The following is a 22,639-nucleotide window of genomic DNA, read 5'->3' on the forward strand; positions in this document are numbered from 1 at the left end:
TGTGCAGGCGAGAGCCGACCCTAGACGGTTGTCCGACCTCCGGGAACAGGCGGGGTGCCGTGGAGACCAAGACGTCACGGTCTTGTGAGGATTGAGCGTGACGCCTGGTTTCCACAGCAGCTTCACACCCGCGGCAGCGACTCCGCGGCGAGGCCGCCCTCGATGGCGAGGATGCGGTGCAGCCGGGTGGCCACGAGGAGGCGCTGCATCTGGGGCGGCACCCCGCGCAGCACGAGGCGGCGGCCGCAGCGGCCGGCCCTGCGGTGGGCGCCCATGATGACTCCGAGCCCGGTGGCGTCCCAGGAGTCGAGACCGGTCAGGTCGAGCACGAGGTCGCCGACTCCGTCGTCGACGGCCGAGTGCAGGACCGTACGGGCGTCCGCCGCGCTGCGGACGTCGAGGCGGCCCCCGACGACCAGCTCGACGTGGTCGCCCCTGATGTGCATATGCGCTCCCCGAGAGTGCTCCGTCGTGTGCCCGTCTTCGCAACGACTGACTGCCGGGTCGGCAGATGCGTTGCGCCTTGTAAGCGAACCGATATCGAAATTCACCCCGAGGGGCGATGGCGCGAGGGGCGGTCGGACCCCTGTGCGGACTCCGCACCGACCCCCGTGCGGAATCAGTACGTGTAGAAGCCCTGCCCGCTCTTGCGCCCGATGTCACCCGCGTCCACCATCCGGCGCATCAGCTCCGGCGGGGCGAACTTCTCGTCCTGGGTCTCGGTGTAGATGTTGCTCGTGGCGTTGACGAGGATGTCGACGCCGGTGAGGTCGGTGGTGGTGAGCGGGCCCATCGCGTGCCCGAAGCCCAGCTTGCAGGCGATGTCGATGTCCTCGGCGGTGGCCACGCCCGACTCGTACAGCTTGGCGGCCTCGACGACGAGTGCCGAGATGAGGCGGGTGGTGACGAAGCCGGCGACGTCGCGGTTGACGACGATGCAGGTCTTGCCGACGGACTCGGCGAACTCCCGCGCGGTGGCGAGGGTGGCGTCGCTCGTCTTGTAGCCGCGGACGAGCTCGCAGAGCTGCATCATCGGGACCGGCGAGAAGAAGTGGGTGCCGACGACGGCCTCCGGGCGCTCCGTCACCGCGGCGATCTTGGTGATCGGGATGGCGGAGGTGTTGGAGGCGAGCACGGCGCCGTCCTTGGCGACCTTGTCGAGGGCGCGGAAGATCTCGTGCTTGACCTCCAGCTTCTCGAACACCGCCTCGACGACGATGTCGGCGTCGGCGACGGCCTCCAGGTCGGTGGTGGCGGTGATCCGGCCGAGGGCGGCCTCGGCGTCGGCGGCGTCCAGCTTGCCCTTGGCGACGAAGCGGTCGTACGAGGCCTTGATGGCGTCGGTGCCCCGGGTCAGCGCGGCGTCGGTGACGTCACGCAGGACGACGTCCCAGCCGGCCTGGGCCGAGACCTGCGCGATGCCGGACCCCATGAGTCCTGCCCCGATGACGGCGAGCTTCCTGGCCACGTCTTCCACCCCTCTATGCCCTCAACAACTGTTCACTTCTGGCTCTTCGGCGGAGATTAGCGGGCCCGGGGCGCCAAGTGACCGTGAAGTAATGCGCGTCACGCCCGGTTTGACGGACGTCACACTCGCGACACCCCGGCAGCGGGCGGCAGCGCCTCGCACCATACCCCTGGGGGGTATATAGTCGTCTGCTATGCGTCGCTACGACCCGAGAGCCGCCCCCGCGCCGCTTCTGCTGCTGACCGGCATGGTCAGCCTGCAATTCGGCTCCGCCTTCGCCAAGACGCTCTTCGGACAGATCGGACCGACCGGGGCCACCCTGCTGCGGCTGCTGTTCTCCGCCGCCCTGCTCTGCCTGTTCTCCCGGCCCGCGCTGCGGCTGCTGCGCACCCACTGGCGGCTGCTGCTGCCGTACGGGGCGGTCTTCACCGTCATGCAGTTCTCGTTCTACGAGGCCACCTCCCGGCTCCCGCTGGGCGTGGTCGTCACCCTGGAGTTCAGCGGGCCGCTGCTGCTCGCCGCGCTGACCTCGCGGCGGGCGCTCGACCGGCTCTGGGTGCTGCTCGCGGCGGCCGGGCTGCTCGTGCTCGGCGGCACGCGGGGCATGGACGACCCCGTCGGGCTCGCCGCCGCGCTGCTCACCGGCGCGGCCCTGACCGGCTACATCCTGCTCGGCGCCCGCGTCGGGCGGGCCGTCCCGGGCGGCGCCGGGCTCGCCCTCGGCCTGAGCGTGGCCGCCGTCCTGGCCCTGCCGACCGCCCCGGTCCTCGGACTGCCCCCGCTCGACGTCCTCACCGAGCCGGCCGTCCTGGCCATGGCGCTCGGGGTGGCGGTGCTGACCACGGTGATCCCGTTCTCCCTGGAGTTCGCCGCCCTGCGACGGCTGCCGCCGCGGGTCTTCGCGGTCCTCTCCACCGTCGAACCGGTCATCGCCGCCCTGGTCGGCCTCACCCTCCTGGACGAACACCTCTCGCCGCTCCAATGGGCCGCCGTGCTCTGCGTGGTGGCCGCCGCGGTCGGCACGGGAGTGGGGGCGGCGGGCGCGGCGAAGAAGGGCGGGACCGACCCCGGCGTCCCATCCGACCTCTCACTCGACCCCGGCACATCCTCAGCACCGTCCGATCGGACTTCACCGAAGCAGAACGGAGTGCACCAGACATGAGCCCCACCACCACCCTGACCACCGAGCGCGCCGCCCGCGTCGCGCCCCTGCTTGAGAGCGTCTCCCGCACCACCCGCTCGGCCCTGCTCGTCGCGGGCGGCTACTTCGAGACGGCGGCCGGCATCGGCGCCTTCTCCCGGAACTCCTTCGACCTCGCCCTGGAGACGGGCGCGGTGGCCCGCCGGCTGCACCGGGGCAACAAGGTGCTCTACGACGTCATCGTCAACGACCTCGGCATGTCCTGTTCCACCGACGTCTGTACGGTCCCGGCCCCGGGCATGCCCGCCCCCGAGGTGCTCGACCTCGCCCCGCTCGACGCCGCGGCCGCCGCGGCCGGGATCGCGTACTCCGTCACCCGCGAGCGGACCCTGCGCAACCGGGCCGCCCGCGCCATGAAGCACGCCGTGCGCGGGCCGGAGCTCCAGCCGCCGTTCTCCCGCGAGGGCGACGAGATCCTGTTCCGCTCCCGGAGCTACGCGAAGGTGCTCGCCGGAGTGGTCAAGGACGACCACGTCGTGCCGCGCTGCCCGCTGATCGTCGCCGAGTACTTCGCGCGCTACTTCGCCCGGCTGCGGGCCTTCCCCGACTGCCCCCGCCGCCATGTCGTCGACATCAACTCCCTGGCCGACCGCGACAAGGTGACCAAGGGCGCCGAGATCTATCTGCGGACCCAGGGCACGTCCGACGAGGAGATCACGCTGGTCTTCGCCGACGCGGAGTGCGCCGACCCGATCGCCCTGACCTACACCGCGTACGACTTCTGAGGGGAGTCCGACATGGCGACGATCTATCTCGACCACCAGGCGACCACCCCGATGGACCCGGCGGTCGCCGACGCGATGCACACCGCGGCGACCGAGTGCTTCGCCAACCCGTCGAGCCCGCACGCGGCCGGCATCCGCGCCTTCCGCGAGGTCGAGCGGGCGCGGGGCACCGTGGCGCGGTTCATCGGGGCGGCGCGCAGCGAGATCTACTTCACCTCGGGCGCCACCGAGGGCAACAACCTCGCCGTCAAGGGCATCGTCGGGCGCGGCCCGGGCGGCCGGGCCCGCCATGTGGTGACGACGGCGGTGGAGCACAAGTCCGTGCTGGACACCTGCCGTTCGCTGCGCGCGGCGGGGCACGAGGTGACCGTGCTGCCGGTCGACGCGGAGGGCCGGGTGGACCCGGCGCGGGTGGCGGCGGCGCTGCGGCCGGAGACCGCGCTGGTGTCGGTGATGCTCGCCAACAACGAGATCTCCACGATCCAGCCGGTGGCCCGGATCGCGGAGCTGACCCGGGCGGCCGGGGTGCCGCTGCACTGCGACGCCACCCAGGGCGTCGGCACCCTCCCGGTGGACGTGCGGGAGCTGGGCGTCGACCTGCTGACGTTCTCCGGGCACAAGATCTACGGCCCGAAGGGCATCGGCGTCCTGTACGTGGCCAACGAGCTGTCGGACCGGGCGCCGCTGGTGCCGCTGCTGCACGGCGGCGGGCAGGAGCGCGGGCTGCGGGCGGGCACGCTGAACACGGCCGCCGTCATCGGCCTCGGCACGGCGGTCGAGCTGCTCGCGGCGGGCCGCGAACGGGAGGCGGCCCGCCTGGCGGCGCTGCGCGGGCGGTTCCTCGCGGAGCTGGCCGAGCTCGTGCCGTACACCCTCAACAGCGGTACGGGCGTGGGGTTCCTGCCGCAGGCGGTGAACCTGTCGTTCGAGGGGGCGGACGCGCAGCAACTGCTCCTGGAGGTCACCGCGGTCGCCGTCTCCTCGGGTTCGGCGTGCAACAGCTCGGCGCAGGAGCCGTCACATGTGCTGACCGCGATCGGGCTGCCGCCGGAGCGGATCCGGGGCAGCATCCGGGTGGGCTTCGGCCGCTTCACCACCGAGGAGCAGGCGGTCGACGCGGCCCGTGCGCTGGCGGCGGGGGTCAGGACGGCGGCGCCGGCCGGGGCTGGTCACCCCACCCGCACCGCGTAATCAAGCACCTTCCCGCCCAGCAGGTCCTCGATCTCGTCCAGGAGGTCGAGGGCCTCGCGGGAGACCTCGCCGGGGTGGCGGCCCGCGGTCATCTCGGCGCTGATGAAGCCGATGACGGTGCCCTGGATCCAGGCGATCTGGCTGCCGACGAGCAGCGGCATCGGGTCGTCCGGCGGGGCGCCGGTGTCCTCCCGTAGCGCGGCGACGGTGGTCTCGACGACCTCCTGCTGGAGGTAGAAGAGGCGCGCCTTGAGCGTGGGCGCGTCGTCGATGACCCGCATGAACGCGGCGTACCCGTCCATGAGTCCGTACGCGGGCGAGACCGCGGTGACATGGCCCCGGATCTCGCGCAGCACGGCGCGGGCCGCGGACTCCCCCTTGTCGCGGCCGCGGATCATGCGGGCCAGGCGGTGGGTGATGCCCTCCATCCGGTCGAGGAAGAGGTCCTCCTTCGCCGGGAAGTAGTTGTAGACGGTGTTGACGGAGACGTCCGCCGCCTCCGCGATCTCCGCGACCGTGACGGCCGTGAAGCCGCGCTCCAGGAAGAGCCCGGTCGCGATGTCCGAGATCCGCTGTTTCGTCTGCCGCTTCTTGCGTTCCCTGAGCCCCTCAGCCATGCGCCCATTCTAGGGGTCCTGAAATTTTGGAGGCGTTGCAAAATTTCAGAGACTCTGTTTTTGTGGTCACTATGCCAATCATCAGCACCTCCGGGCTTTCCCGGACCTTCCGCACGCCCAAGGGCGAGGTCCAGGCCGTGCGCGGGATCGACCTCACCGTGCGGCCGGGCGAGATCCTCGGCTTCCTCGGCCCCAACGGAGCCGGCAAGACCACCACCCTGCGGATGCTCACCACGCTGCTCCCGCCCACCGGCGGCGCCGCCACCGTCGCGGGCCACGACCTGCTCCGCGACCCCGTCGGCGTACGGCGCGCGATCGGCTACGTCCCCCAGTCCGGCGGGGTCGACCCGCAGGAGACCGTGCGCTCCGAGCTGGTCCTCCAGGGGCGCCTGTACGGGCTCCCCCGGCCCCGCGCCGAGGCCCGCGCCGCCGAGCTCGCCGAGGAGCTCGGCCTGACCGGGCTCCTGGACCGCCCCACCCCCGCCCTCTCCGGCGGCCAGCGGCGGCGCCTGGACCTCGCCCTCGGCCTCACCCACCGGCCGCGGCTGCTCTTCCTCGACGAGCCGACCACCGGCCTCGACCCGGGCAGCCGCGCCGACCTGTGGGCGCTGGTGCGGCGGCTGCGCGACGAGCACGGCACCACCGTCGTCCTGACCACCCACTACCTCGACGAGGCCGACGCCCTCGCCGACCGTCTGGTCGTCGTGGACCAGGGCGTCGTCGTCGCCGAGGGCTCCCCCGCCGCGCTCAAAGCCGAGCACGGCGCGGACACCCTCCAGGACGCCTTCCTCGCCATCACCGGCCGCGGCCTCGCGCCCGCCGACACCACGCCCGTCGCCGTCTAGGAGCCCACCCGATGCTTCGCCACGACACCGCGGTCCTCTTCGGCCGCTACGCCCGGCAGACCCTGCGCTCGCCGTTCCAGATCTTCTTCGGCGCGCTGATGCCGCTGCTCTACCTGTTCCTCTTCGGCCCGCTCCTGACCGGACTCCCGCTCGGCCGCGCGGGCGACTCCTGGCAGGTCCTTGTCCCCGGGCTGCTGCTCCAACTCGGCCTGTTCGGCGCCTCGTTCGCGGGCTTCGCGGTCATCATGGAGAAGAACTGGGGCGTCCTGGAACGCATGCGGGTCACCCCGGTCAGCCGGCTCGCCCTGCTCCTCGGCCGGACCCTGCGGGACACCGCGCTCTTCCTCTTCCAGGCCGTCCTGCTGGTCCTCGCCGCCCTGCTCATGGGGCTGCGGGCGCCGCTCGCGGGACTCCTGATCGGCTTCGGCTTCGTGGCGCTGCTGACCTTCTCGCTCGCCTCCCTCTCGTACGTGCTGGCGCTGCGGCTGCCGAGCCCGCAGGAGTTCGGCCCGGCGATCAACACCCTGGCGATGCCCTCGATGCTGCTGTCCGGGCTGATGCTCCCGATGGCCCTCGCCCCCGGCTGGCTCGACGCGCTCTCCCACTTCATGCCGTTCCGCTACCTGGTGGACGCCGTCCGGGACGCGTACCTCGGCCGGTACGCGACCACGACGATGCTGTACGGGGTGCTGGTCGCCCTCGCACTCACGGCACTCGCCGTGACGGTGGGCACACGCACCTTCAAGAAGGCCCACGCGTAACTAGGCTGGCCCCATGGTCAACCTGACGCGCATCTACACCCGCACCGGCGACAAGGGCACCACCGCCCTCGGCGACATGAGCCGGACCGCCAAGACGGATCTGCGGATCTCCGCCTACGCCGACGCCAACGAGGCCAACGCCGTCATCGGCACGGCCGTCGCGCTCGGGCAGCTCGACGAGGACGTCGTGAAGGTCCTGGTCCGGGTCCAGAACGACCTGTTCGACGTGGGCGCGGACCTCTCCACCCCGGTCGTCCCCGACCCGAAGTACCCGCCGCTGCGCGTCGAGCAGTCGTACGTCGACAAGCTGGAGGCGGACTGCGACCTGTTCCTGGAGCGGCTCGACAAGCTGCGCTCCTTCATCCTGCCCGGCGGCACGCCCGGCGCGGCCCTGCTGCACCAGGCGTGCACGGTGGTCCGGCGGGCGGAGCGCTCCACGTGGGCGGCGATCGAGGTGCACGGCGAGACGATGAACCCGCTGACCGCCACGTACCTCAACCGGCTGTCAGACCTGCTCTTCATCCTTGCCAGGACGGCGAACAAGGAGGTCGGGGACGTGCTCTGGGTGCCGGGCGGGGACCGCTGACGGGTCCTGGTCCGACCCCTTCGGGGCCTTCTTCGGGAAGACCGCGTACGTCAGGGCGATCAGACCGTGGATGCCGGCCGCCCGCCAGGCGAAGCCGATCCAGCCCGTGAGGGACGCGGTGTCGCCGGAGTCGCCTACGTACCAGGCGGCCAGGAGCAGCAGCCCGGTCGCGACGGACGCCGCCACCACGGTGCCGAGCCACACCCGGCCCTCGTGGCGGGCCCTGGCCATCCCGTACCGGGGCGGCCGCACGGGCGGCGGGCCGCCGCCGAGGCGGTGGGCGGCGTGTCCGTCGAGCCACTTCACCGTGCGGTGGCCGTGGCCGACGGTGTAGCCGATGTAGACCGCGGCGAGCCCGTGCTTCCAGCTCGGGTCGGCGCCGTTCCTGAGGTCGACCGCGGTCACCACGAGCAGGACGACCTCCAGGAGCGGCTCGCAGAGCAGCAGCGCCATCCCGAGGCGCGGTCTCCTCAGCAGGTAGCGGGCGGCGAGTCCGGCGGCCAGCAGGACCCAGAAACCGACCTCGCAGATCACGATCAGAGCGACGATCACGGGATTCCCCTTCCTGTTCACCACCAGCCTCGCGGCCGCCCGGCCCGGAAGCGTCGTCGCCGGTGAGGAACCGCGTCTACATCCTTCGACGGAGGCCCGGCTCGGCCCGTACGAGGACGTCGGGGAGCCCGGCGGCGTGTTGGATGGAGGGGTGCGCCTCCCCCGACCTCACCGTGACGACCTGTTCATCGCCGCCGCCGGCCTCGCCTGCGGCCTGCTGCTGTGGTCGTTCGGGCTGTACACCAAGTCGGAGGAGCTCTTCCCGCAGCGCTGGGCGACGCTGATCCCGCTCGTCGTGATGGCCTCGATGGAGGCGGTGCGGCGCACCCTGCCCCGTACGGCACTGGCCGTCGGCACCCTCGCGATCGTGGGCGACCAGTTCACCAACGGCAATCTCGCCACCGTGCTGATGTTCACGGACGTCGTCTACGCGGCCGTGGTGTACGGGACCACGGCCTCGGCCCGGCGCATCCCGTACAGCACCGGTCTGATCACCGTCGGGGTGACGATCGCCTTCCTCGTCTGGTGGCAGAACGCGTTCGCGCTGCTCATCGGCGTGATCACCGGCATGATCTCCTTCCTCCCGGCCGTGACCGGCGCCATCGTGCGCAACCACCGGGAGGCCGCCGACTCGGCGCGGCTGCGGGCGGAACAGACCGCGCTGCTGGCCGAGATGGACCGGACCCAGGCGGTCGGCGCCGAGCGTGCCCGGATGGCCCGGGAGCTGCACGACATGGTCGCCAACCATCTGTCGGCCATCGCGATCCACTCCACGGCCGCGCTCTCCCTGGACGACGAGGCCACCACCCGGCGGGCGCTGGGCGTGATCCGGGAGAACAGCGTGGCCGGGCTCGCCGAGATGCGGCGGCTGATCGGGCTGCTCCGGGACAGCTCGGAGGACACCGGACCGGCCGCCGTGCCCCGGCTCTCCGGCCTGGACGCGCTGGTGGCCCAGGCCCGGACCAACGGCGCGACCAGCGGTCTGGCGTTCCGCCTCGACGACACCCGCGAGGAGACCGGGGAGCAGCTGCCGGCGCCGGTCGAGCTGGCCGCGTACCGGATCGTCCAGGAGTCGCTGACCAACGCCCTCAAGCACGCGGCGGCCGGTACGGTCACGGTGACCCTGGTCCGCGACGAACGGGCCCTCACGGTACGGGTGACCAGCCCGTTCGGGGACCGTCCGGGGCCCCGGGCACCGGGGTCGGGGGCCGGTCTGGTCGGGATGCGGGAGCGGGTGGCGCTGCTGGGCGGGACGTTCGAGGCGGGGCCCGTGCCGGAGGCGGACGGGACGAGGATCTGGCGGGTGCGGGCCGAGCTGCCCGCCGAGGAGAGGACACCGGAGGCATGACGATCCGGATCGTGGTCGCCGAGGACCAGAGCGCGGTGCGCGCGGGACTCGTGCTGATCCTGGGCAACGCGCCGGACATCGAGGTGGTGGGCGAGGCCGCGGACGGCGAGCGGGCGGTGGAGCTGGCCCGCGAACTGCGCCCGGACCTGGTCCTGATGGATGTGCAGATGCCCCGGATGGACGGGGTGACGGCGACCCGGCTGGTGGTGGCGGAGGGCCTGGCCGACGTGCTGGTGCTGACCACCTTCGACCTGGACGAGTACGTCTTCGGGGCGCTGCGGGCGGGGGCCTCGGGCTTCCTCCTGAAGAACACGGAGGCGAAGGACCTGATCGCGGCGGTGCGGACGGTGGCGGGCGGCGAGGGTCTGATCGCGCCCGCGGTGACCCGCCGGCTGATCGCCGAGTTCGCGGCCCCGCGCCCGCCCGCGCCGACGGCCGACCAGGGGATCGTGGCGCGGCTGACGCCCCGTGAGCGGGAGGTGCTCGGGGCGCTGGGCGCGGGTCTGTCGAACGCGGAGATCGCGGTACGTCTCGACATGGCGGAGGCCACGGTGAAGACGCACGTCAGCAAGGTGCTGGGGAAGCTGGAGCTGCGCAGCCGGGTCCAAGCGGCCGTGCTGGCACAGGAGTTGGGGATCCGCTGACGAGGCGTCCGGAGCCCCGGCACATACCCGGCGGATATCCGGGCGGAATCTGAGAAAAATCTGAGAGAGACCGTTCCAACGTTGGTCTGGACCTCTTGACGGCTGGTCCAGACCTTTCTACGCTCGGCGGCGCGCGCACCTTTTCGGACCACCCCCACCCTTGTCGTCCGCAACTTGAGGAGCACCGTTGAGCACTCAAGCACCGACGCGCAGTGCAGGGTTCAGACACCGGGCTGCCGCCGGTCTGACCGCCCTCGTCCTGCCACTGGCCGCCATGATCGGCCTCGCCGCACCCGCCGAGGCCGCGACCTCGGCCACCGCCACGTACACCAAGGTCTCCGACTGGGGCACCGGCTTCGAGGGCAAGTGGACGGTGAAGAACACCGGCACCACCACGCTCTCCTCCTGGACCGTCGAGTGGGACTACCCCACCGGCACCGCGGTCACCTCCGCCTGGGACGCCACCGTCACCAACTCCGGGACCCACTGGACCGGCAAGAACATCAGCTGGAACGGCACCCTCGCCCCCGGCGCCACCGTCTCCTTCGGCTTCAACGGCAGCGGCTCCGGCGCGCCCACCGGCTGTAAGATCAACGGCGCTTCCTGCGACGGCTCCACCCAGCCCGGCGACAACCCGCCCTCCGCCCCCGGCGCCCCGGCCGCCTCCGCGATCACCGACACCTCGGTGAAGCTCACCTGGGCCGCGGCCACCGACGACAAGGGCGTCAAGAACTACGACGTGCTGCGCGACGGCACCAAGGTCACCACCACGACCGCCCTCACCTACACGGACAGCGGGCTCACCGCGGGCACCGACTACAGCTACACCGTCGTCGCCCGCGACACCATCGACCAGACCGGCCCGGCCAGCTCCGCCACCCCGGTCCGCACCACCGGCGGCGGAGGCGGCACCCCGCCCCCGAACGTCGTGAAGATGGGCTACTTCACCAACTGGGGCGTCTACGGGCGCAACTACCACGTGAAGAACATCGCGACCTCGGGCTCCGCGTCCAAGATCACGCACATCAACTACGCCTTCGGCAACGTCACCGGCGGCAAGTGCACCATCGGCGACTCCTACGCCGACTACGACAAGGCCTACACCGCCGACCAGTCCGTCGACGGCGTCGCCGACACCTGGGACCAGCCCCTGCGCGGCAACTTCAACCAGCTGCGCAAGCTGAAGAAGGCCTACCCGAACATCAAGGTCATCTGGTCCTTCGGCGGCTGGACCTGGTCCGGCGGCTTCGGCCAGGCCGTCCAGAACCCGACCGCCTTCGCGCAGTCCTGCTACGACCTGGTCGAGGACCCGCGCTGGGCCGACGTCTTCGACGGCATCGACCTCGACTGGGAGTACCCGAACGCCTGCGGTCTGTCCTGCGACACCAGCGGCCCGGCCGCCTTCAAGAACATGATGCAGGCCATGCGCGCCAAGTTCGGCGCCAACGCCCTGGTCACCGCGGCCGTCACGGCCGACGCCTCCACCGGCGGCAAGATCGACGCCACCGACTACGCGGGCGCGGCGCCGTACATGAACTGGTTCAACGTCATGACGTACGACTTCTTCGGCGCCTGGGCGGCCAAGGGCCCGACGGCCCCGCACTCGCCGCTGACCTCGTACGCCGGCATCCCGCAGCAGGGCTTCAACTCGGCCGAGGCCATCGCCAAGTTCAAGGCACAGGGCGTCCCCGGCAACAAGCTGCTGCTCGGCATCGGCTTCTACGGCCGCGGCTGGACCGGCGTCACCCAGGCGGCGCCCGGCGGCACCGCCACCGGCCCGGCCCAGGGCACCTACGAGCAGGGCATCGAGGACTACAAGGTCCTCAAGAACTCCTGCCCGTCCACCGGGACCGTCGCCGGCACCGCGTACGCCTACTGCGGCACCAACTGGTGGAGCTACGACACCCCGGCCACCGTCACCTCGAAGATGAGCTGGGCCAAGAACCAGGGCCTCGGCGGCGCCTTCTTCTGGGAGTTCAGCGGCGACACGAGCAACGGTGAGCTCGTCGGCGCCATCAACAGCGGGCTGAACTAGCCCACGGTCCGGCGGGGGCGGTGCAGCACATCGCCCCCGTCGTGCCGGACGATCCGGTGCTCCCCGCCCAGCAGGGCGACGGCGCCCCGGTACCCCTCTCCCGCGTCCAGGTCGTACAGCCGCACCTCCGGGTGCGGCTGTCCGGCGTTCCGGCCCCGCCAGGCCAGCAGCTCGGCCGGCCGGTCGGGCGCCGAGACCGTGAGCCGCGCGGGGTCGACCCGCAGCCCCTCCCCCGTCGCCTTCAGCACGGCCTCCTTGCGCACCCAGTACGTGGTGAAGGCGACCGCCCGCTCCGGCCCCGGGACCAGGTCGAACGCGGCCCGCTCCCGCTCCGAGAGCACCGGCAGCGGCAGCTCGGCCAGCTCGGTGACCCGCTCGACGTCCACGCCAACGGGGGCGTACGCGGAGAGCGCGACCGCCACCAGCTCGCCCGAGTGGGAGATCGAGAACTCGACCGCGGCGTCCGTGAGGTACGGCTTGCCGTGCGGCCCGGCCGCGAAGACGAGACCCGCCGGATCCCGGTCCAGGGCGGCGCCGAGCACCGAGCGCAGCAGCGCGTGCGCGGTCAGGTACTGCGCGCGTACGGGCTCCCCGGTCAGCGACTCGTACACCCGCCGCTCACGGGCGTCGAGCAGGGCGCACAGATGCGCGGACGCGGACACGCAAACGGCCCGGGCGGTCCACACATGGCACTCGCCGGGCCGGACGGAACAGACAGGATCAGGCGACATTGACCCTCTGACCGGGCGGTGCCGCCTCAAGCCAGGCCAGGAAACCGGTGAGCGCGTCCTCGCTCATCGCCAGCTCCAGGCGGGTGCCGCGGTGCAGACAGCCCTGGATCACCGAGTCGGAGAGCAGCGCCAGCTCCTCCTCGCCCTCGGGCATCCGGCGCTCCACGACCTCGATGGCCGAGCGCTCCAGGACCCGGCGCGGGCGGGGGGCGTACGAGAAGACACGGAACCAGGCGATCTCGTCACCGCTGTAGCGGGCGACGCCGTACACCCAGCCCTTGCCGGAGGGGTCCGGCTCCTCGGCGACGTTCCACCGCAGAGAGCAGTCGAAGGTGCCGCCGGCCCGCTGGATCAGCCTCCGGCGCAAGCCGAAGACGAAGAGTCCGATCACCACCAGTGCGACGACCAGGCCGCACACGAGCAGAGCGAGGAACATCTTCACCGACCTCCTCGCTGCGTCCCGTAACCGGTGGACCCGGCCGTACCGAATACAACCTGCATCTGCATCGCCTCAGCCGCGGCACGGTCCGGAAAATTCCGGACCGTGCCGCGGCTGAGGTCTTGGGCTCTCGCGCGGTCCGCTAGCGGACCGATACCGCGCGCAGCCGGACCTCGGCGCGCCGCTCGGCGGCGGCGTCCGAATCCGTCTTCGCGCGCTCCAGCGCGCGCTCGGCGCGCTGGGCGTCGATCTCGTCCGCCAGCTCGGCGATCTCCGCGAGCAGAGACAGCTTGTCATCGGCGAACGACAGGAAACCGCCGTGGACGGCGGCGACGACAGTGCCGCCCTCGCTCGTACGGATGGTCACCGGGCCCGACTCCAGCACACCAAGGAGCGGCTGGTGACCGGGCATGACGCCGATGTCGCCGGAGGTCGTACGCGCGATGACCAGGGTGGCCTCGCCAGACCAGACACTCCGGTCCGCGGCGACCAGCTCGACGTGCAGCTCAGCAGCCAAGGGTGGCTCCTCGGGTCACCACCCGGCGGTGCTGCCGGGTGTTGGGATCAATTCTAAAGGGCGTGAAGAGGGGGGCGGGAACATCTCCCGCCCCCCTCAGGCGAGCACGAGGCTCAGGAGACGCCGAGCTCCTTGGCGTTGTTCTTGAGGTCCTCAAGACCACCGCACATGAAGAACGCCTGCTCCGGGAAGTGGTCGAACTCACCGTCGCAGATCGCGTTGAACGCGGCGATCGACTCGTCGAGCGGAACGTCCGAACCGTCCACGCCGGTGAACTGCTTCGCCGCGTGGGTGTTCTGGGACAGGAAGCGCTCGACACGACGCGCGCGGTGCACGACGAGCTTGTCTTCCTCGCTCAGCTCGTCGATACCGAGGATCGCGATGATGTCCTGGAGGTCCTTGTACTTCTGCAGGATGCCCTTGACGCGCGTGGCGGCGTCGTAGTGGTCCTGCGCGATGTAGCGCGGGTCCAGGATGCGGGACGTGGAGTCCAGCGGGTCCACGGCCGGGTAGATGCCCTTCTCGGAGATCGGACGGGAGAGAACCGTCGTCGCGTCGAGGTGGGCGAAGGTGGTGGCCGGGGCCGGGTCGGTCAGGTCGTCCGCGGGGACGTAGATCGCCTGCATCGAGGTGATCGAGTGACCACGGGTCGAGGTGATGCGCTCCTGGAGGAGACCCATCTCGTCGGCCAGGTTCGGCTGGTAACCCACCGCGGAGGGCATACGGCCGAGCAGGGTCGACACCTCGGAACCGGCCTGCGTGAAGCGGAAGATGTTGTCGATGAAGAACAGCACGTCCTGCTTCTGCACATCGCGGAAGTACTCCGCCATGGTCAGACCGGCGAGGGCGACACGGAGACGGGTGCCCGGGGGCTCGTCCATCTGGCCGAAGACCAGCGCGGTCTTGTCCAGAACGCCGGACTCTTCCATTTCCGCGATGAGGTCGTTGCCCTCACGGGTGCGCTCGCCGACGCCGGCGAAGACGGAAACGCCCTCGTGCAGCTTGGCCACACGCATGATCATTTCCTGGATCAGAACGGTCTTGCCGACACCGGCACCACCGAACAGACCGATCTTTCCACCCTTGACGTACGGGGTGAGAAGGTCGACGACCTTCAGGCCGGTCTCGAACATCTCGGTCTTCGACTCGAGGTCCGCGAACGCCGGGGCCTTGCGGTGGATGGACCAGCGCTCGCTGACCTCCGACTCCGCCTCGGGCTCGTTCAGGATCTGGCCCAGCGTGTTGAACACGCGACCCTTGGTGACGTCGCCGACGGGCACCGTGATGCCGTCGCCGGTGTCGACCACCGGGGCCTGGCGGACCAGACCGTCGGTGGGCTGCATCGAGATGGTACGGACGATGCCGTCACCGAGGTGCTGCGCGACCTCCAGGGTCAGCGTCTTCTTGGCGCCGTCCTCGGCCGGGTCGGAGACCTCGACGTGCAGGGCGTTGTAGATCTCCGGCATCGCGTCGACGGGGAACTCCACGTCGACGACCGGGCCGATGACCCGGGCGACGCGGCCCGTGGCGGCGGCCGTCTCAACAGTGGTCGTCATTACTTGTCACTCCCCGCGGTCGCGTCGGCCAGGGCTGCGGTGCCACCGACGATCTCGCTGATTTCCTGGGTGATTTCGGCCTGTCGGGCCGCGTTGGCAAGTCGGGAGAGGTTGTTGATCAAGTCTCCCGCGTTGTCGGTGGCCGACTTCATCGCGCGGCGCGTGGCGGCGTGCTTGGAAGCAGCCGACTGGAGCAGCGCGTTGTAGATCCGGCTTTCGACGTAGCGCGGCAGGAGGGCGTCCAGGACGTCCTCCGCCGACGGCTCGAAGTCGTACAGCGGGCGGAGCGTGTCCGACTCGCCGGCGTCCTTCGCCACCTCGTCGAGGCTGAGGGGCAGCAGCCGGGCCTCGACCGCCGTCTGCGTCATCATCGAGACGAACTCGGTGTAGACGATGTGGAGCTCGTCCACACCACCCTCGGCCGTGTCCTTCTCGATCGCCTCGATCAGCGGCGCCGCGATCTGCTTGGCGTCCGCGTACGAGGGCTCGTCGGTGAAACCGGTCCACGTGTCGGACAGCTTGCGCTCGCGGAAGTTGAAGTGCGCGACACCGCGGCGACCGACGACGTAGACGTCGACCGCGCGGCCCTCGCTCTCCAGCTTCTTGATCAGCAGTTCCGCCGCCTTGATGGCGTTGGAGTTGAACGCGCCGGCCAGACCGCGGTCGCTCGAAAGAAGCAGGACCGCGGCACGGCTGGGGTTCTCCGCCTCGGTGGTCAGCGGGTGCTTGTCGTTCGCACCCGTGGCCACCGCGGTGACCGCGCGGGTCAGCTCGGTGGCGTACGGGGTCGACGCCTGCACCTTGCGCTGCGCCTTGACGACGCGCGAGGCGGCGATCATCTCCATCGCCTTGGTGATCTTCTTCGTCGCGGTGACGGATTTGATGCGACGCTTGTAGACCCGGAGCTGCGCTCCCATGAGTCAGGTCCCTTCCGTCGTCACTTCGAGACGTTGACGGCGGCAGCGTCCTCGCCGAGCAGCTTGCCGTCAGAGGTCTCGAACTGCTGCTTGAACTCCGCGATGGCGTCGGCGACGGCCGTCAGGGTGTCGTTCGACATCTTCTTGCCCTCACGGATGGAGGTCATCAGGCCGGAGTGGCTCTGGCGCAGGTACGCCAGGAGCTCGGCCTCGAAGCGACGGATGTCGGCGACCGGGACGTCGTCCATCTTGCCGGTGGTGCCGGCCCAGACGGAGACGACCTGGTTCTCGGTGGGCATCGGCTGGTACTGAGCCTGCTTGAGCAGCTCGACCATCCGCTGACCACGCTCGAGCTGCGCCTTCGACGCGGCGTCCAGGTCGGAACCGAAGGCCGCGAAGGCCTCCAGCTCACGGAACTGGGCCAGGTCCACGCGGAGGCGGCCGGCGATCTGCTTCATGGCCGGGTGCTGGGCGGAGCCACCGACTCGGGAGACCGAGATACCGACGTTCAGGGCCGGACGCTGGCCGGCGTTGAACAGGTCGGACTCCAGGAAGCACTGGCCGTCGGTGATCGAGATGACGTTGGTCGGGATGAACGCCGACACGTCGTTGGCCTTGGTCTCGACGATCGGAAGACCGGTCATCGAGCCCGCGCCGAGCTCGTCCGACAGCTTCGCGCAGCGCTCAAGCAGACGCGAGTGCAGGTAGAAGACGTCACCCGGGTAGGCCTCACGGCCCGGCGGGCGGCGCAGCAGCAGCGACACGGCGCGGTAGGCGTCGGCCTGCTTCGACAGGTCGTCGAAGACGATCAGGACGTGCTTGCCCTGGTACATCCAGTGCTGACCGATGGCGGAACCGGTGTACGGCGCCAGGTACTTGAAGCCGGCCGGGTCGGACGCCGGGGCGGCGACGATGGTCGTGTACTCCAGGGCACCGGCCTCCTCCAGCGCGCCGCGGACGGACGCGATGGTGGAGCCCTTCTGGCCGACGGCGACGTAGATGCAGCGCACCTGCTTGTTCACGTCGCCCGAGCGCCAGTTGTCACGCTGGTTGATGATCGTGTCGATGCACAGCGCGGTCTTGCCGGTCTGACGGTCACCGATGATCAGCTGACGCTGACCACGGCCGACCGGCGTCATGGCGTCGACGGCCTTGTAGCCGGTCTCCATCGGCTCGTGGACCGACTTACGGGCCATCACGCCCGGGGCCTGCAGCTCGAGGGCGCGGCGGCCCTCGGTCGCGATCTCGCCGAGACCGTCGATCGGGTTGCCGAGCGGGTCGACGACGCGACCCAGGTAACCCTCACCGACACCGACGGAGAGGACCTCGCCGGTGCGCTGCACCGACTGACCCTCCTCGATGCCGCTGAACTCGCCGAGGACGATCGCGCCGATTTCGCGCTCTTCGAGGTTCAGCGCGAGACCGAGGGTCCCGTCCTCGAACTTCAGCAGCTCGTTCGCCATGGCCGAGGGAAGACCCTCGACCTTCGCGATGCCGTCGCCGGCCAGGCTGACCGTGCCGACCTCCTCGCGCGAGGCCGCGTCCGGCTGGTACGACTGGACGAAGGTCTCCAGCGCGTCCCGGATCTCCTCCGGCCGGATCGTGAGCTCCGCCATCTGGGTTCCCTGCTCTCCTTGTTGGGCCCGAAGTTTCTTAGGGGTCTGGGGGCCGACCCCCAGGAACTTCTGCAATCTCTGCACGGCCCAACCGGGCCGCATGTGTTGCTGTCTTGCTTGGTGTGGCTGCTGGTGTCAGCCGGCCAGTCGCCGGGTCGCCTCGCTGAGGCGCTCCGCGATGGTCCCGTCGATGACCTCGTCACCGACCCGCACCGTGATCCCGCCGAGGACCGCGGGGTCCACGTCCAGGTTCAGGTGCATCTGGCGGCCGTACAGCTTGGCCAGGACGGCACCGAGGCGCTGCTTCTGCTGGTCGCTGAGCGGCACCGCCGACGTGACGACGGCGACCATCCGGTCCCGGCGCGCCGCGGCCAGCTTGGAGAGGGACTCGAGTCCCGCTTCCAGGCTACGTCCCCGGGGCTGGGTCACCAGACGGACGACGAGTCGCTCCGTGACGGCGTCGGCCTTGCCGCCGAGCAGGCTGCGCAGCAGCTCGCCCTTGGCCGTGGCCGTGGCGGTCTTGTCCGTCAGCGCCGAGCGGAGCTCGGGGCTGGACGAGACGATCCGGCCGAACCGGAACAGCTCGTCCTCGACGTTGTCGAGGACGCCCGCCCGCTGGGCCGCGGTGAGGTCGGCGATGTTCGCCAGCTCCTCGGCCGCGTCCACCAGGTCACGGGAGCTCGACCAACGCGAGCGGACCATGCCCGAGACCAGGTCGACGGTCTCGCCGCCCACCTGACCGGCCAGGAGTCGCTGCGCCAGCTCGGCCTTGGCCTCGCCCGCCTGAGCGGGGTCGGTCAGGACTCGGCGCAGCGACACCTCGCGGTCGAGCAGCGCGGTGACCGCGGCCAGCTCACCCGCCAGCTTCGCCGCGTCGACCGAGGTGTTGTCGGTCAGCGCGTCGAGGGCCTCGCGTGCGGCGCCCAGTGCTTCGCGGCTCGCTCCGTTCATCGGACGGCCTCGGCCTTCTCCTCGAGCTCGTCGAGGAAGCGGTCGATGGTGCGGCTCTGGCGGGCGACGTCCTCAAGGGACTCGCCGACCAGCTTCGCGGCCAGATCGGTGGCCAGCTTGCCGACGTCCTGACGCAGCGCGGCGGACGCGGCCTTGCGGTCGGCCTCGATCTGGGTGTGACCGGCCGCGACGATCTCCTCGCGCTGGCGCTGGCCTTCCGCCTTCATCTCCTGGATGATCGCGGTGCCCTGCTCCGTCGCCTCCTGGCGGAGACGCGCGGCTTCGTGGCGGGCCTCGGCGAGCTGGGCCTTGTACTGCTCCAGCACACTCTGAGCCTCGATCTGGGCCGACTCGGCCTTCTCGATGCCACCCTCGATGGCCTCGCGGCGCTCTTCCAGAACCTTGTTGATGTTCGGGAGGAGCTTCTTGGCGAGGAAGCCGAAGACGATGACGAAGGCGATCAGGCCGATGACGAGCTCATCGAGATGCGGGATGAGCGGAGGCTGGGGCTCCGCCGCTTCCGCAAGAAGCAGAGCGTTCACATCAGTGCCTTCCGTAAAAAGGGTCGGGCTGTCGGTCCGGCTTACTTGTAGACGAAGCCCATGACGATGCCGATGAGGGCAAGCGCCTCACAGAAGGCGAAACCCATGATCTGGTTGGTGCGGATCAGGCCGGCCGCCTCGGGCTGACGGGCGAGGGCCTGGGTGCCGTTACCGAAGATGATGCCGACGCCGACGCCGGGGCCGATGGCCGCGAGGCCGTAGCCGATGGAGGCGACGTTTCCGTTGACGGCGGCGAGAGTCTCGAGAGCGGACATGCCGGTTCTTCCTTCTCTTTCAAGGACCCGGTGGGGGTTGGCCACCGGACGACTGTTGGTAGGGGGGTGTGGTGCTGCTGGCCGGGTCGGCTCAGTGGTGCTCGGAGAGCGCGCCCTGGACGTAGCTGCAGGCCAGGAGGACGAAGACGTACGCCTGGACGGCCTGGATGAAGAGCTCGAAGGCGGTCATCACGAGGACCATCACGAACGAGGCGCCGGCGTAGACGAAGCCGAGCCCGTGCATGAGGTAGTAGGTCGCCAGCGAGAACATCACGATCAGCAGGTGACCGGCGAACATGTTCGCGAACAGTCGGACCGCGTGCGTGAAGGGCCGGATCAGCAGGTTCGAGAAGAACTCGAGAACGACGACCAGGGGAAGGATCGGGCCGAGCGACTTGTCGTAGCCGACGATGTTCTTCCAGCCGCCGACGAAGCCGTGCTTCTTGAAGGTCAGCGAGACCCAGAGGACGTACACGATCAGCGCGAGGGCCGCCGGGAAGGCGATCAGCGAGGTGACCGGGAACTGGGCGAGCGGGATGATCGACCAGAGGTTGAGCATCCACACGAAGAAGAACAGCGACACCATCAGCGGGACGTACTTCTCGCCGTCCTTCTTGCCGATGATCTCGTAGACGATGCCGCGGCGCACGAAGTCGTAACCGGCCTCGCCGACCATCTGCATCTTGCCGGGGATCAGCTTGGGCTTGGAAAAAGCGGCCCAGAAGAAGCCGACGACCACGATCGAGCCCAGGATCGCGAGGAGCATGGGCTTCGTGAACTCGAAGCTCCCCCACGTCGCGATCGGCTCGTACATGAACGTGTGCAGCCCCGGCGCCGGGAAGCCGCATCCGGTGAAGATGTGGCAATCCGGGTCGAAGGCAAGCGTCTGGTCAGCACTCACCGCGGGCTCCTTCAGCGTGGCGCATAGGTACGGCAACCTCGTTGTGTCGGCGCGGCACGCAGCCGCGGGTCGGCACTGGACTGGTCTTACGGATAAGGGGGCGGCGGTTCGGCATCGAGCCTCGCGCTGGGTCAGGCGCCGTTTCGGATGCCCGCGCCCGCAGTGCCGCAGTTGGCACCGGACGATAGCAGGAAGCCGAACTCGTCTTTATCCCGGCCCTACCCTTCACGACTTCGGCCCCGTTTTGTCGGGGTCGATGTACATGATCTTGGCCTTCATGTAGGCCCGGGCCTGTGCGGCGACCCACACCACGGTCGTGGCGAGAAGCGTGAACGCGAAGGCCTTGAAGTCGAACGCCGTGGTGTCCTTCAGCAAGGCCAAGAAGATGAAGAGAACCAGCAGTTGGGCCGTGTAGAGCATGAGCCCCATGGCCTGGAACAACTGTGGGAGCTTCTTCGCCGTCCGCTGCAGAACCACCAGCCCGAGGCCCATGAAGAGGATCACCACCAGGGTGCCGACGACGGCGCCGAGTGCGCCCTTGCCGCCCGCGACGACACCACTGACGACGGTCGCGATGGCGCCGGCGGCAGCGGTGGGTACGGCGGTATGCAGCAGTAGGCGTGCGTCGTTGGACGGCATGGCGGTGTCTCCGCTTGCTGGAGGGGGCGATGGTGTCGTCAAGGACGAGCGTAATCCCGGTCCGAGGTGGGTCTCGGGGCCAACAGACCGTCGCACTACGGTCTTTCGGCACTGTCGCCGGGTCTCGTGAACCGTATCACAAACTATTTGAATAGGTCTTTACTCGTGGAGTGTGCCAACTGTCACACCTGAGAGTTAACGCGCCCGTGTGTGCGCGACAGCGGGGCGGGTTGTCTGGTATTGGCACCGGATGCGGCATTCGCAAACGGGTGCGTCAACCGCGCGCCCCAGCCTTACTCCGGTCGGAGAAGCGCGCGCGGTTGCCGATCGCGGTCGATCCGTTGACCCCGGCGGGCACCGGCTCCCGCTCCTCCGCCGGCACCTCGGCCTCCTCGGGGAGCACCAGGGCCTTGCGGCGCCGGTAGCGCGGCGGCACGACCGCCTCCGCCCAGCGCGGGGCGCGCGGGGTGAACCGCGGCAGCAGGAGCAGCACCAGGCCGACCGCGCTCAGGAAGACCACGGCCAGGACGATCCACATCGACGTCGAGTGCACCGAGTAGGCCAGCGTGCCGAAGGCGATCAGCGCCGACCAGAAGTACATGATCAGCACGGCCCGGCTGTGCGAGTGCCCGATCTCCAGGAGCCGGTGGTGCAGATGCCCGCGGTCCGCGGCGAACGGCGACTGGCCCTTCCAGGTGCGGCGCACGATCGCCAGCACCAGGTCGGCCATCGGGATCGCGATGATGGTCAGCGGCAGCAGCAGCGGGATGAAGACCGGCAGGGCCGCGTGGGTGGCCGCCTTGGTCGAGCCCTCGAAGATCTTCAGCGCGTCCGGGTCGACCTGGCCCGTGATGGAGATGGCCGAGGCCGCCAGGATCAGGCCGATCAGCATCGAGCCCGAGTCGCCCATGAAGATCCGCGCCGGGTGCATGTTGTGCGGCAGGAAGCCCAGGCACATGCCCATGAGGATCGCGGCGAAGAGGGTCGCGGGGGCGGCCGCCTCGATCGTGTAGCCGTACCAGATCCGGTACGCGTAGAGGAAGAAGGCCGCGGCGGCGATGCAGACCATGCCGGCGGCGAGGCCGTCGAGGCCGTCGACGAAGTTCACCGCGTTGATGGTGAGGACGACCAGGGCGACCGTCAGGAGGGTGCCCTGCCACTGGGTGAGCGCGACCGTGCCGATGCCGGGGATGGGCAGCCACAGGATGGTCAGACCCTGCATCACCATCACGCCGGCCGAGATCATCTGCGCGCCCAGCTTGATCAGCGCGTCCAGCTCGAACTTGTCGTCGAGGACACCGATCAGCCAGATCAGGGCGGCGCCGGAGAGCAGCGCGCGGGGCTCGTTGGACAGCTCGAAGACGCTGTTCAGGTTCTGCAGATGGTCGGCGACCAGCAGTCCCGCGCACAGCCCGAAGAACATGGCGATGCCACCGAGCCGCGGTGTCGGTTCTCGGTGTACGTCGCGGGCGCGGATCTCCGGCATCGCCCCGGTCGCGATGGCGAACTTCCGCACCGGACCGGTCAGCAGATAGGTCACCGCGGCCGTGACACAGAGCGTCAGCAGGTAATCACGCACGGG

Annotated in this window: 25 protein-coding genes; 9 read left to right on the forward strand and 16 right to left on the reverse strand. The window is 70.0% G+C overall.

Going from position 1 to position 22,639, the window contains the following annotated elements; all coding sequences use genetic code 11:
- Nucleotides 1–122 precede the first annotated feature (122 nt).
- Both ABTZ54_RS23345 and ABTZ54_RS23350 read right to left on the reverse strand, forming a co-directional pair.
- Nucleotides 123–446 (reverse strand): STAS domain-containing protein, encoded by a 324-nt coding sequence (locus ABTZ54_RS23345; RefSeq protein ID WP_024761898.1) that lies wholly within the window; start codon nucleotides 444–446, stop codon nucleotides 123–125.
- Between the two features lie 173 nt (nucleotides 447–619).
- On the reverse strand, nucleotides 620–1,468 hold the full coding sequence (locus tag ABTZ54_RS23350; RefSeq protein ID WP_351666319.1) for a 3-hydroxyacyl-CoA dehydrogenase family protein: 849 nt from the start codon (nucleotides 1,466–1,468) through the stop codon (nucleotides 620–622).
- Between the two features lie 193 nt (nucleotides 1,469–1,661).
- Between ABTZ54_RS23350 and ABTZ54_RS23355 the strand changes: the two genes are divergently transcribed.
- The 3 genes from ABTZ54_RS23355 to ABTZ54_RS23365 are packed head-to-tail and all read left to right on the forward strand — an operon-like array spanning nucleotide 1,662 to nucleotide 4,585.
- The gene (locus ABTZ54_RS23355; RefSeq protein ID WP_351666321.1) at nucleotides 1,662–2,630 is read left to right on the forward strand and encodes an EamA family transporter; all 969 of its coding nucleotides are present in this window, start codon (nucleotides 1,662–1,664) and stop codon (nucleotides 2,628–2,630) included.
- Nucleotides 2,627–3,394, forward strand: a complete 768-nt coding sequence (locus ABTZ54_RS23360; protein WP_351666323.1) for a hypothetical protein — start codon at nucleotides 2,627–2,629, stop codon at nucleotides 3,392–3,394. Before ABTZ54_RS23355 ends, ABTZ54_RS23360 begins: the two co-directional genes overlap by 4 nt.
- Nucleotides 3,395–3,406: 12 nt before the next feature.
- Entirely contained in the window at nucleotides 3,407–4,585 is a 1,179-nt protein-coding gene (locus ABTZ54_RS23365; RefSeq protein WP_351666325.1) for a cysteine desulfurase family protein, read from the forward strand.
- Here the strand turns inward: ABTZ54_RS23365 and ABTZ54_RS23370 are convergent.
- Nucleotides 4,564–5,202 (reverse strand): TetR/AcrR family transcriptional regulator, encoded by a 639-nt coding sequence (locus tag ABTZ54_RS23370; protein ID WP_351666327.1) that lies wholly within the window; start codon nucleotides 5,200–5,202, stop codon nucleotides 4,564–4,566. The genes ABTZ54_RS23365 and ABTZ54_RS23370 overlap by 22 nt on opposite strands.
- A gap of 71 nt (nucleotides 5,203–5,273) precedes the next feature.
- Here ABTZ54_RS23370 and ABTZ54_RS23375 point away from each other — a divergent pair, with 71 nt between their 5' ends.
- The 3 genes from ABTZ54_RS23375 to ABTZ54_RS23385 are packed head-to-tail and all read left to right on the forward strand — an operon-like array spanning nucleotide 5,274 to nucleotide 7,394.
- Nucleotides 5,274–6,047: an ABC transporter ATP-binding protein gene (locus tag ABTZ54_RS23375; protein WP_351666329.1), complete on the forward strand. Its 774-nt coding sequence runs from the start codon at nucleotides 5,274–5,276 to the stop codon at nucleotides 6,045–6,047.
- Between the two features lie 11 nt (nucleotides 6,048–6,058).
- Nucleotides 6,059–6,808: an ABC transporter permease gene (locus ABTZ54_RS23380; RefSeq protein ID WP_351666331.1), complete on the forward strand. Its 750-nt coding sequence runs from the start codon at nucleotides 6,059–6,061 to the stop codon at nucleotides 6,806–6,808.
- Between the two features lie 13 nt (nucleotides 6,809–6,821).
- Nucleotides 6,822–7,394 (forward strand): cob(I)yrinic acid a,c-diamide adenosyltransferase, encoded by a 573-nt coding sequence (locus tag ABTZ54_RS23385; protein WP_351666333.1) that lies wholly within the window; start codon nucleotides 6,822–6,824, stop codon nucleotides 7,392–7,394.
- Here ABTZ54_RS23385 and ABTZ54_RS23390 read toward each other — a convergent pair.
- Nucleotides 7,314–7,946, reverse strand: a complete 633-nt coding sequence (locus tag ABTZ54_RS23390; RefSeq protein WP_351666335.1) for a hypothetical protein — start codon at nucleotides 7,944–7,946, stop codon at nucleotides 7,314–7,316. The two genes, ABTZ54_RS23385 and ABTZ54_RS23390, sit on opposite strands and share 81 nt — an antisense overlap.
- A gap of 151 nt (nucleotides 7,947–8,097) precedes the next feature.
- On the opposite strand from ABTZ54_RS23390, the gene ABTZ54_RS23395 reads away from it, so the two are divergent.
- From ABTZ54_RS23395 to ABTZ54_RS23405, 3 genes are all read left to right on the forward strand, one after another.
- On the forward strand, nucleotides 8,098–9,294 hold the full coding sequence (locus tag ABTZ54_RS23395; protein WP_351666337.1) for a sensor histidine kinase: 1,197 nt from the start codon (nucleotides 8,098–8,100) through the stop codon (nucleotides 9,292–9,294).
- Nucleotides 9,291–9,938, forward strand: a complete 648-nt coding sequence (locus tag ABTZ54_RS23400) for a response regulator (RefSeq protein WP_351666339.1) — start codon at nucleotides 9,291–9,293, stop codon at nucleotides 9,936–9,938. Before ABTZ54_RS23395 ends, ABTZ54_RS23400 begins: the two co-directional genes overlap by 4 nt.
- Before the next feature lie 187 nt (nucleotides 9,939–10,125).
- Complete coding sequence (locus ABTZ54_RS23405) at nucleotides 10,126–11,973, forward strand: glycosyl hydrolase family 18 protein (protein ID WP_502997299.1); 1,848 nt, start codon at nucleotides 10,126–10,128, stop codon at nucleotides 11,971–11,973.
- Here the strand turns inward: ABTZ54_RS23405 and ABTZ54_RS23410 are convergent.
- The 12 genes from ABTZ54_RS23410 to ABTZ54_RS23465 all read right to left on the reverse strand — a co-directional run bounded on the left by ABTZ54_RS23410 (nucleotide 11,970) and on the right by ABTZ54_RS23465 (nucleotide 22,636).
- Nucleotides 11,970–12,635: a 4'-phosphopantetheinyl transferase family protein gene (locus tag ABTZ54_RS23410; protein WP_351666341.1), complete on the reverse strand. Its 666-nt coding sequence runs from the start codon at nucleotides 12,633–12,635 to the stop codon at nucleotides 11,970–11,972. The genes ABTZ54_RS23405 and ABTZ54_RS23410 overlap by 4 nt on opposite strands.
- Nucleotides 12,636–12,693: 58 nt before the next feature.
- Nucleotides 12,694–13,140 (reverse strand): DUF2550 domain-containing protein, encoded by a 447-nt coding sequence (locus tag ABTZ54_RS23415; protein ID WP_351666343.1) that lies wholly within the window; start codon nucleotides 13,138–13,140, stop codon nucleotides 12,694–12,696.
- A gap of 145 nt (nucleotides 13,141–13,285) precedes the next feature.
- On the reverse strand, nucleotides 13,286–13,660 hold the full coding sequence (locus ABTZ54_RS23420; RefSeq protein ID WP_329424228.1) for a F0F1 ATP synthase subunit epsilon: 375 nt from the start codon (nucleotides 13,658–13,660) through the stop codon (nucleotides 13,286–13,288).
- Nucleotides 13,661–13,773: 113 nt separating this feature from the next.
- A complete protein-coding gene (gene atpD, locus ABTZ54_RS23425) occupies nucleotides 13,774–15,216 on the reverse strand; it encodes a F0F1 ATP synthase subunit beta (protein WP_351666345.1) in 1,443 nt (480 codons plus the stop codon).
- On the reverse strand, nucleotides 15,216–16,133 hold the full coding sequence (locus tag ABTZ54_RS23430; protein WP_351666347.1) for a F0F1 ATP synthase subunit gamma: 918 nt from the start codon (nucleotides 16,131–16,133) through the stop codon (nucleotides 15,216–15,218). Before ABTZ54_RS23430 ends, atpD begins: the two co-directional genes overlap by 1 nt.
- Nucleotides 16,134–16,153: 20 nt before the next feature.
- Nucleotides 16,154–17,749, reverse strand: a complete 1,596-nt coding sequence (gene atpA / locus ABTZ54_RS23435; RefSeq protein WP_351666349.1) for a F0F1 ATP synthase subunit alpha — start codon at nucleotides 17,747–17,749, stop codon at nucleotides 16,154–16,156.
- 135 nt (nucleotides 17,750–17,884) lie between these two features.
- Nucleotides 17,885–18,700 (reverse strand): F0F1 ATP synthase subunit delta, encoded by an 816-nt coding sequence (locus ABTZ54_RS23440; RefSeq protein WP_351666351.1) that lies wholly within the window; start codon nucleotides 18,698–18,700, stop codon nucleotides 17,885–17,887.
- Nucleotides 18,697–19,242, reverse strand: a complete 546-nt coding sequence (locus tag ABTZ54_RS23445; RefSeq protein ID WP_351666353.1) for a F0F1 ATP synthase subunit B — start codon at nucleotides 19,240–19,242, stop codon at nucleotides 18,697–18,699. The genes ABTZ54_RS23440 and ABTZ54_RS23445 overlap by 4 nt, the downstream gene beginning before the upstream one ends.
- 41 nt (nucleotides 19,243–19,283) lie before the next feature.
- Nucleotides 19,284–19,517, reverse strand: coding sequence for an ATP synthase F0 subunit C (atpE, locus tag ABTZ54_RS23450; RefSeq protein ID WP_010474382.1), 234 nt, complete (start codon nucleotides 19,515–19,517; stop codon nucleotides 19,284–19,286).
- Nucleotides 19,518–19,608: 91 nt separating this feature from the next.
- On the reverse strand, nucleotides 19,609–20,418 hold the full coding sequence (atpB, locus tag ABTZ54_RS23455; RefSeq protein WP_046909147.1) for a F0F1 ATP synthase subunit A: 810 nt from the start codon (nucleotides 20,416–20,418) through the stop codon (nucleotides 19,609–19,611).
- Between the two features lie 225 nt (nucleotides 20,419–20,643).
- On the reverse strand, nucleotides 20,644–21,057 hold the full coding sequence (locus ABTZ54_RS23460; protein ID WP_351666356.1) for a Cg1360 family ATP-synthase-associated protein: 414 nt from the start codon (nucleotides 21,055–21,057) through the stop codon (nucleotides 20,644–20,646).
- Between the two features lie 274 nt (nucleotides 21,058–21,331).
- Entirely contained in the window at nucleotides 21,332–22,636 is a 1,305-nt protein-coding gene (locus ABTZ54_RS23465; protein ID WP_351666434.1) for an MraY family glycosyltransferase, read from the reverse strand.
- Nucleotides 22,637–22,639: the final 3 nt, after the last annotated feature.

It is taken from the genome of Streptomyces sp. NPDC094032 (assembly GCF_040303965.1).
Lineage (GTDB): Bacteria > Actinomycetota > Actinomycetes > Streptomycetales > Streptomycetaceae > Streptomyces.

Coding starts and splice junctions, on each gene's coding strand:
- ABTZ54_RS23385 (WP_351666333.1), top strand. CDS start 6,822: ATGGTCAACCTGACGCGCATCTACACCCGCACCGGCGACAAGGGCACC.
- ABTZ54_RS23345 (WP_024761898.1), bottom strand. CDS start 446: ATGCACATCAGGGGCGACCACGTCGAGCTGGTCGTCGGGGGCCGCCTC.
- atpD (WP_351666345.1), bottom strand. CDS start 15,216: ATGACGACCACTGTTGAGACGGCCGCCGCCACGGGCCGCGTCGCCCGG.
- ABTZ54_RS23360 (WP_351666323.1), top strand. CDS start 2,627: ATGAGCCCCACCACCACCCTGACCACCGAGCGCGCCGCCCGCGTCGCG.
- ABTZ54_RS23415 (WP_351666343.1), bottom strand. CDS start 13,140: ATGTTCCTCGCTCTGCTCGTGTGCGGCCTGGTCGTCGCACTGGTGGTG.
- ABTZ54_RS23380 (WP_351666331.1), top strand. CDS start 6,059: ATGCTTCGCCACGACACCGCGGTCCTCTTCGGCCGCTACGCCCGGCAG.
- ABTZ54_RS23355 (WP_351666321.1), top strand. CDS start 1,662: ATGCGTCGCTACGACCCGAGAGCCGCCCCCGCGCCGCTTCTGCTGCTG.
- ABTZ54_RS23400 (WP_351666339.1), top strand. CDS start 9,291: ATGACGATCCGGATCGTGGTCGCCGAGGACCAGAGCGCGGTGCGCGCG.
- ABTZ54_RS23440 (WP_351666351.1), bottom strand. CDS start 18,700: ATGAACGGAGCGAGCCGCGAAGCACTGGGCGCCGCACGCGAGGCCCTC.
- ABTZ54_RS23365 (WP_351666325.1), top strand. CDS start 3,407: ATGGCGACGATCTATCTCGACCACCAGGCGACCACCCCGATGGACCCG.
- atpA (WP_351666349.1), bottom strand. CDS start 17,749: ATGGCGGAGCTCACGATCCGGCCGGAGGAGATCCGGGACGCGCTGGAG.
- ABTZ54_RS23460 (WP_351666356.1), bottom strand. CDS start 21,057: ATGCCGTCCAACGACGCACGCCTACTGCTGCATACCGCCGTACCCACC.
- ABTZ54_RS23430 (WP_351666347.1), bottom strand. CDS start 16,133: ATGGGAGCGCAGCTCCGGGTCTACAAGCGTCGCATCAAATCCGTCACC.
- atpE (WP_010474382.1), bottom strand. CDS start 19,517: ATGTCCGCTCTCGAGACTCTCGCCGCCGTCAACGGAAACGTCGCCTCC.
- ABTZ54_RS23375 (WP_351666329.1), top strand. CDS start 5,274: ATGCCAATCATCAGCACCTCCGGGCTTTCCCGGACCTTCCGCACGCCC.
- ABTZ54_RS23370 (WP_351666327.1), bottom strand. CDS start 5,202: ATGGCTGAGGGGCTCAGGGAACGCAAGAAGCGGCAGACGAAACAGCGG.